Raw genomic sequence first — 6,959 nt, forward strand, 5'->3', positions numbered from 1 at the left:
CTACAATGAAAAATTTCCAGAAACCACACCGTTTTTACGTGGAGATAGTGGATTTGCTGTCCCGGCTTTGTATGACTTATGTGAAGATGAGTCTGTCTATTACGTGATTCGTCTAAAATCAAACGCTATTTTACAGCGAATGGCAGATGAATTACATCCAGCCACTGAAATATTCGATGTTACCAAGTCTGAACACTACTATGAGGAAATCGAATATCAGGCAAAGTCATAGTCGAAAGCCAGAAAAGTCATCGTACAATCTGTTCGTCCTGCGGGTGAATTGTTTTTTACACACTCATTTTTTTGTCACAAACCTAGTAGATGCGTTCTCTCCAAAGGATATCGTTCGTGCTTACCAAAAAAGAGGCACGATGGAGAATTATATTAAGGAAGCTAAAAACGGTTTTTACATGGATAAAATGAACAGCCACTCCTTCCAAGTGAATGAAGCAAAAATGATGTTAAGTCTATTAGCGTACAACCTAACGAATTGGCTACGTACCCTTTGCTTTCCAGAAAAACAGACAAGTATGCAAATCGAGACCATTCGTACAAGAATTATTAAAGTTGCGAGTAAATTAGTAAAATCGGGACGATCCCTCTACTTTAAATTGTCCTCTAGTTTTGTGTACCAAAAATTCTTTTGGGAAGTACTTCAGCGAATTCAACGTCTTAAGCTAGAATAATTCAATTGAATAGCTGTTTTTTTAAAAGGATGAAAGACCAAGGGGGTAGTATGCCCAAAATCAGGATTTTACTGCCATTCACCTTTATCATTTATCATATTTATCGAAATTAACAGCTCTTACTTGTTTAGATAACAAAAAATCATTGGATTTGGTATCAAATTAAATCTTCATTGGAAGTATGAATAATTCAGGTTATTTTTATCACTAAACAATTCTCTTAAGCCCATTGCAGTTTCATAAATTTTGGATAAACATCTTCAACTGTATTTATAAGCATTGCAACATGATCTAAAATAAGCATTGGACTAAAATAATCATGTACATCTATGGAGTCTTGGGCAAAAATGCCTCCTTGGTCTTCTATGAATTTGGCGTATCTAAATTGTTTATTTAGCTCGTTTAATAACTTATGCAACTCTTCTTTCTTAAGAGGGTTGTCAATTCTTGCTATATTAAAGATATTTATATCCACTATATTTTCATTATTACTAAAAAATACAACAACGAGGACATTGCCGCCTCCTTTGATCGATTGATGTACTCTAAAGAAGACTCCTCCTTCGTCTTGATTCCTTTCCATATAAATATTCTTTTCATTAAGTGTTTGCTGGAAAACAGCTGAATTCGACATCGAATATTCCTCCAATCAAATATTAAACAGCATAGTTCTATTGTACCATATTGAAGGTGCCTGTTACTGATGAATATTATTTGTCTCTAATTTTTCCGGACTTACATTATATGGTGTGGACAATCAATGGAACAGGATAAAAATGAATTCGATTCCTTTATGATGGTTGCTAGTCCCGAGTTCCTTGCTTTTTCCTTATTAGGATTGGGTCTTGAAATTGGTTTAGATTTATTAGTGGTTACAGCATTGGAAGCACTTGTCCCTAATTCTACGGGTATACTTATTGTTGCTAGAGTTGCGTATGAATTAATCAAGTTAGGTAAGAAGGTTCGGGTTTCTAATCAAAATAAACAAGCTGTTAGGGAATGTGTAAATATTAGATTGAATTATCTTTATGATAAAGTGATAAAAGGAACTAATGGAGAGAAGGTTGTTGCTTGAATGATGGGGGTTCAGTTTAAATTGTGGAAAAAACTTTTTTATTGGTATTTACATTTCAAAAACTTATTTGTAAAGCTAATCCCCTAGCTTTTAAACTAGGGGATTTTTTAATGTAAGGGGGTTGTATATGTTTAACTATCCGATACAATAGGCAACCTCACACAAGATTTATATGTTTTACCATGATAAATCCGTTGTGTTGCTGTTACACTTTCCACATCTGTTGCTGGATCATTTCCTGTATTACTGTTCGGAAAGATAAAACTATCTGCACTAGAAGTTACTGTTAGGCGAATACGATGTCCTTTTTGGAATGTATTTGCAATTTTTGAAGTACGTATATGATACTCATAGACTTTTCCTGGTTCTAATAATATTTCTTTATCATAACCGTCTCGGAAACGAGCGCGTAAGACTCCTTCTGCTAACTTGATAGAGTTACCATCAGGATCAACATCCGTTAATCGAACGATCCAATCGGTATCTCTCGCTGAGCTGGATGCATAAAGTTTAACATAGATATCACCAGCAATAGTTACCGGTTTATCTAGTGGATCGGATGTGTAAACAAGCATATCGTCTCGCTTTTCAACATCTTTATAGTTGGCTGGAACGCCAATTTCGTTTTCGGAAAGGTCGATTAAGTGTGGTGCTGGATTCTCCGGATCATAGATGAATTCATCATTTCCGTCCTGTCTCGCTTCTTCAAAAGATAGTTTTCCATCCCCATCGGATGACACCGCATTACCATTACTACTTATATACATTTCTTTCCAATGACTATTTTCAGGTGGCCACTGTTGTGCTGTTTTCCAAGCATTATCACCATTAATATAGTATTCGACTACTGGACCGGCATCGATTTTGTTATCGATTCCTTTTAGTTTTCGGTCAAACCAAAGTTGGTAATTTACGTCCAAGTCATAACGGATGGCATTATTCCCAAGTGCAACACCTTGAATATCTCTTGTTGTGTTTCCGTTATGCATCCATGGGCCAAGAATTACTTTTTTATTTTCGCTAGGATAAGCTGCAACAACTTCTAGAGCCTCGGTCGTTCCCATTCCATTATCATCATACCAACCAGAAACGACCATTGCAGGAGCTTGTATGTTTTCTTTATATTGATACCAATCGGACTGACGCCAAAATTCGTCATTCGTTGGGTGGGACATCCACTTATCCCAAAATGCAACATCTTTTCCTAATGCATGTTTAGGAATGTCTTTTATTGGGCGGAATTTGACAACTTCATCCCAGTCATCACGAATCATATTTTCAGGTTTAAATTCTTTTTCTACCATGGCAAATGCCCAGGCCAATGTACCAGAGACAAATGCACCGCCTTTTCTAGGAATATCAACAAACGGGCTGCCCGCTGTCACGATACTAACCATAGCTTTCAGATGTGGATTACCACTTGCTGCAGCAGCCCATTGAACAAATCCGCCGTAGGATGCACCAGTCATGCCAATGTTTCCATCGCACCAAGGTTGTTCAGCAATCCAGTTCAATGTGTCATCGCCATCTTCCATCTCGGAAGCCATTGGAATCCATTCCCCCTCGGAATCTTGTCTACCACGTGTATCTTGAATGACAACTCCATATCCCCGTTGAATAAAATTTGTATAGAAGCCGGAATACATCGATTTTCCATATGGCGTTCTTACTAAAATAACTGGTACTGGCCCTTCTATTCCTCTTGGAAGCCATACATCTGTCGCTAGTTTAATCTTGTCTCTCATTTCAACCATAAACGTACCATGAAGATTAACACCATACTCTGCTTTTGAGATGTCGTTTCGGTCCCAAAGTTTTACAGGTGTATACTCTTCAAAACCCTCTTTCACGAAAACACTACAATTTTCCCTAGATATACTAATAAACGCTACAGGCTCACCATTTACCATCACGACATCAAGGGGAAATTTTTTCTGCCTTTCGACCCAAGTATTTTCATCTTGCTTCTGATAAGTAGCTCCCCAAGAGGTTACGACTTTTTGGGTATCTTGTTGAAATAATTCTCTAAATTCATGGAAGCGTTGTGCAATACTCAATGGGTTAATATGATAGTAGTTTTCTAGTTCCTTCGCTTTTTCTTCTTTTAACCTTACAGGTTCTAACCATTGATTGGTCATGATGTTTCTCTCTTTGTATTCCACATCATTTCCTTTGAAACTAATTGTTGCATCATGTATGCCTGAACGGTATAGTTTATATTTCTCCATAACAATCCTCCTTTAATTATGGATTGCTCCTTAGCGGGGCAGATAGTTAATCTTATGCTCCAATGAGAGCTTTAATTAAGTATGCTGTTCCAATTCCTAAGTAGTTACCGAGTACAGAACCGATAACACCGAGTACAACAGCAATACTAACTAGTGCTTTCCATTTAGCAGAAGCAGCTACAAGTGCTGAAGTTGTTCCATCAGCAATAGATGCAACGATGGAGATAATCACATATTGATAGTCGATTTTAAATAAACGACAAACAATTGCATGTACTAGTAAAGTAAATACAATAACTACAAAACAAAATAGAGCGATGACTACTGTAGAACTAAGGAAATCTTGAATATTTACCATATACCCGATAATGGTTAGGAAGAATAACGCTACAAATAGTCCTAAATCTAAGTTCCCTTTTAGTTTTTTCACTGGTTCAAGTTGTGCGATTGCTACTGCAATGGTTGTAACTAGTAGAATCTTTGCTGCACTTTGGAACGTATCTGGGAATAGTCCAGATAGTGCTGTTGCAAGCGCTACGATAACGAAAGCAATACCGAAGCTCCATGCGATATGTTGGATACTCCATTTTTTCTCTTCTAAAAATTGATCCTCTGATTCTTCTGTGCCACCCTCTAGTTCATTTGCTTTTAACGAATATGGCCATACTTTTTGGAACCATTTCGATTTTGCCGCAATTGCTGGAAAGGCAAACATTAGTATTAGTGTTGGAATTCCAATTACATAGTCTGCAGCATTTGCAGCGGCGAAAGTAGTTGGTGATGCGTTCAGGCCATATCCGATAGCAGTTAAGTTGGAGCTACCACCCGTGTATGTACCAACGAACATTCCAGCAATCTTCCAGCCTTCATCGATCATTGGTGCGAATATCAACCCTGCGATAAAGGTTACAAATGCGACACTAATTGCAGCAATTAACATGGCAAATAGTGGTTTTTTGGATAATTTGAGCATTGCTTTAATATCAACACTTAATAACATTAATGCAATAGATAGTGGAACAGCATAGGTTGCAATGACACCATATACTTCTGCACCGAATGGTACCACTCTCGTGTTAGCTAAAATAATACTAATTATAATTACGATAAGTGCTGGGCCAAACATTTTGAAAGGCTTAAATCGTTGTAGGTAAAATCCTAATGCTACAGTGATGGCCATTATAGCTAGTAGACTTTCCGTACTTGTGAATAATGCATTCATTTTTTCTCTCTCCTTTTTTAATGTAGTAAATATGTAGAATGTAATATATTACATATCTAAATCAATGCCTAATCCAGGTCTTTCTGGAAGGGTTATTTTCCCATGATCTAACTGTAATCCACCATTAATTCCTATATCTTTTACATATAAAAAGCTATCCATATCAGCTTCGGTAATATTTTTCTTAGCAGCTACTAAACTAGCACCTGCTGTAATAGCAATCTTACTTTCTAGCATGCAACCTACCATGCATTGAATTCCAGCTGCTTCTGCGATGTTATTAATACTCATTGCCTTGTAAAGACCACCTGATTTCATCAGCTTAATATTGATAACATCTGCAGCTTGCTTTTTGGCCACTTGGTATGCATCTCTTGGGGAATGAACAGATTCATCCGCCATAACAGGAATTGTTACCTTTTTCCTTACATATGCCATGCCATCGATATCCCATGAAGGTAGAGGTTGTTCTACGGCTTCTACTTGGTACTTTTCAACGGCATTCATTACTTTCACTGCATCTGATGCGGTCCACCCTTGGTTTGCATCCATTCGTAATCGGATGGAGGAGCCAACAGCTCCACGGATCTGCTTTATTGCTTCGATATCTTGTTCTGGATTCAGACCAGCTTTAATTTTTAAAATAGAAAAACCTTGAGCAACCCGTTCTTTCGCTTCGTTTGCCATTGTTTCCGGTGTATCAATGCCAATGGTTACATCCGTTAAAAAAGAATTACTGTAGCCTCCTAACACTTGATAGAGTGGCGCATTCATATATTTTCCTTTTAAATCATATAAAGCAATATCAATTGCTGCCTTTGCTGCAGTGTTGCCAACAATTGTCTTGTCCATTATTTCGTGTATGCCTTCGATGTTAAGGGGATTCTGCCCGATGATTTGATTACCAAGAAGTTGAGCAGTAGTAATAGCTGTTTCTAACGTTTCCCCTGTTACAAATTCAAAGGGAGCACCCTCACCAATTCCGTAAATACCTTCATCAGTTTCTACCTTGACTAGCAAGGTTTCCACACTTTCGATAGTTCCTAAGGCAACAGTCAATGGTTTAAACAATTCTAACTTTAATTTCTCTACCTTGAGATTTGTAATTTTCATTCTGTACCAACCTTTCTAGATTTCCTTATTAATTCGTATGATAGGTAGGAACTAGTTTCTTTGTTTGGAATATGTTAAATTTTCTCTGATAGTCTGACATACCTCCTTAATATTGAGATGGTAGAATGATTCGACGAAATATTACAAAAAGAATAAATTAACTGTAATTATACGCTCGATGGAAATATTTTCAAGACCTTTTTATTATATTTTTCCTGAATTATTCATAGAAAACTTTTGATTACTTTCTAATGCCTATCTATCAAGCATTTCAACCGAATTGATCATGCATCAAATAAATGAAAAAAGAATCCATTTCTGTTAAAGTTAAATCACGACAAAATAACCACAGAAAGGATTCTTATAATGGCTACTTTACCGCAATTAACGTTAGATTTCAATCGTCAAATTAAATTGTCAAGTGATGGGGGTTCTCTTTCTTCTGATACAGGTGAATTTATCTTTAGGGAATTCGATGAGAAAATCGGATTCTCTAAAACCTTGGCTCGACATCTACATTTAAAAGACGATAGAAAATACCATGTTCATTCGAATGAAAATTTACTCCGTCAAAAGATTTATCAAATCATTGCTGGTTATGCTGAAGATGACAGTGCTGATCAATTGACGAATGA

8 protein-coding genes are annotated in these 6,959 nt (G+C 36.8%); 4 read left to right on the forward strand and 4 right to left on the reverse strand.

Going from position 1 to position 6,959, the window contains the following annotated elements; all coding sequences use genetic code 11:
- Both IEV18_RS17620 and IEV18_RS13135 read left to right on the forward strand, forming a co-directional pair.
- On the forward strand, window positions 1-232 hold a 232-nt coding region (locus IEV18_RS17620; RefSeq protein ID WP_373281930.1), incomplete at its 5' end, for a transposase.
- Window positions 201-686 carry a transposase gene (locus tag IEV18_RS13135; RefSeq protein WP_373281931.1) on the forward strand — a complete coding sequence of 162 codons (486 nt, stop codon included), beginning with the start codon at window positions 201-203 and terminating at the stop codon, window positions 684-686. The genes IEV18_RS17620 and IEV18_RS13135, both read left to right, overlap by 32 nt.
- A gap of 220 nt (window positions 687-906) precedes the next feature.
- On the opposite strand, the gene IEV18_RS13140 is transcribed toward IEV18_RS13135, so the two are convergent.
- Window positions 907-1,320, reverse strand: a complete 414-nt coding sequence (locus tag IEV18_RS13140; protein ID WP_188392844.1) for a YbjN domain-containing protein — start codon at window positions 1,318-1,320, stop codon at window positions 907-909.
- A 126-nt stretch (window positions 1,321-1,446) separates the two neighbouring features.
- Here IEV18_RS13140 and IEV18_RS13145 point away from each other — a divergent pair, with 126 nt between their 5' ends.
- A complete protein-coding gene (locus IEV18_RS13145) occupies window positions 1,447-1,761 on the forward strand; it encodes a hypothetical protein (RefSeq protein ID WP_188392845.1) in 315 nt (104 codons plus the stop codon).
- A gap of 131 nt (window positions 1,762-1,892) precedes the next feature.
- On the opposite strand, the gene IEV18_RS13150 is transcribed toward IEV18_RS13145, so the two are convergent.
- The 3 genes from IEV18_RS13150 to IEV18_RS13160 are packed head-to-tail and all read right to left on the reverse strand — an operon-like array spanning window position 1,893 to window position 6,324.
- Complete coding sequence (locus tag IEV18_RS13150; protein ID WP_188392846.1) at window positions 1,893-3,989, reverse strand: CocE/NonD family hydrolase; 2,097 nt, start codon at window positions 3,987-3,989, stop codon at window positions 1,893-1,895.
- 52 nt (window positions 3,990-4,041) lie between these two features.
- Entirely contained in the window at window positions 4,042-5,211 is a 1,170-nt protein-coding gene (locus IEV18_RS13155; RefSeq protein WP_188392847.1) for a DUF819 family protein, read from the reverse strand.
- Between the two features lie 48 nt (window positions 5,212-5,259).
- Complete coding sequence (locus IEV18_RS13160) at window positions 5,260-6,324, reverse strand: mandelate racemase/muconate lactonizing enzyme family protein (protein WP_188392848.1); 1,065 nt, start codon at window positions 6,322-6,324, stop codon at window positions 5,260-5,262.
- 366 nt (window positions 6,325-6,690) lie between these two features.
- On the opposite strand from IEV18_RS13160, the gene IEV18_RS13165 reads away from it, so the two are divergent.
- Window positions 6,691-6,959: transposase (locus IEV18_RS13165; RefSeq protein ID WP_188392849.1), on the forward strand; the 269-nt coding region annotated here is incomplete at its 3' end.

Source organism: Compostibacillus humi, assembly GCF_014637175.1.
GTDB classification, from domain to species: Bacteria; Bacillota; Bacilli; order Bacillales; family Amphibacillaceae; genus Oceanobacillus; species Oceanobacillus humi.

What these genes read in the sequence shown, in the direction of transcription:
- IEV18_RS13135 (WP_373281931.1), top strand. Translation starts at nt 201, where the DNA reads ATGAGGAAATCGAATATCAGGCAAAGTCATAGTCGAAAGCCAGAAAAG.
- IEV18_RS13140 (WP_188392844.1), bottom strand. Translation starts at nt 1,320, where the DNA reads ATGTCGAATTCAGCTGTTTTCCAGCAAACACTTAATGAAAAGAATATT.
- IEV18_RS13145 (WP_188392845.1), top strand. Translation starts at nt 1,447, where the DNA reads ATGGAACAGGATAAAAATGAATTCGATTCCTTTATGATGGTTGCTAGT.
- IEV18_RS13150 (WP_188392846.1), bottom strand. Translation starts at nt 3,989, where the DNA reads ATGGAGAAATATAAACTATACCGTTCAGGCATACATGATGCAACAATT.
- IEV18_RS13155 (WP_188392847.1), bottom strand. Translation starts at nt 5,211, where the DNA reads ATGAATGCATTATTCACAAGTACGGAAAGTCTACTAGCTATAATGGCC.
- IEV18_RS13160 (WP_188392848.1), bottom strand. Translation starts at nt 6,324, where the DNA reads ATGAAAATTACAAATCTCAAGGTAGAGAAATTAAAGTTAGAATTGTTT.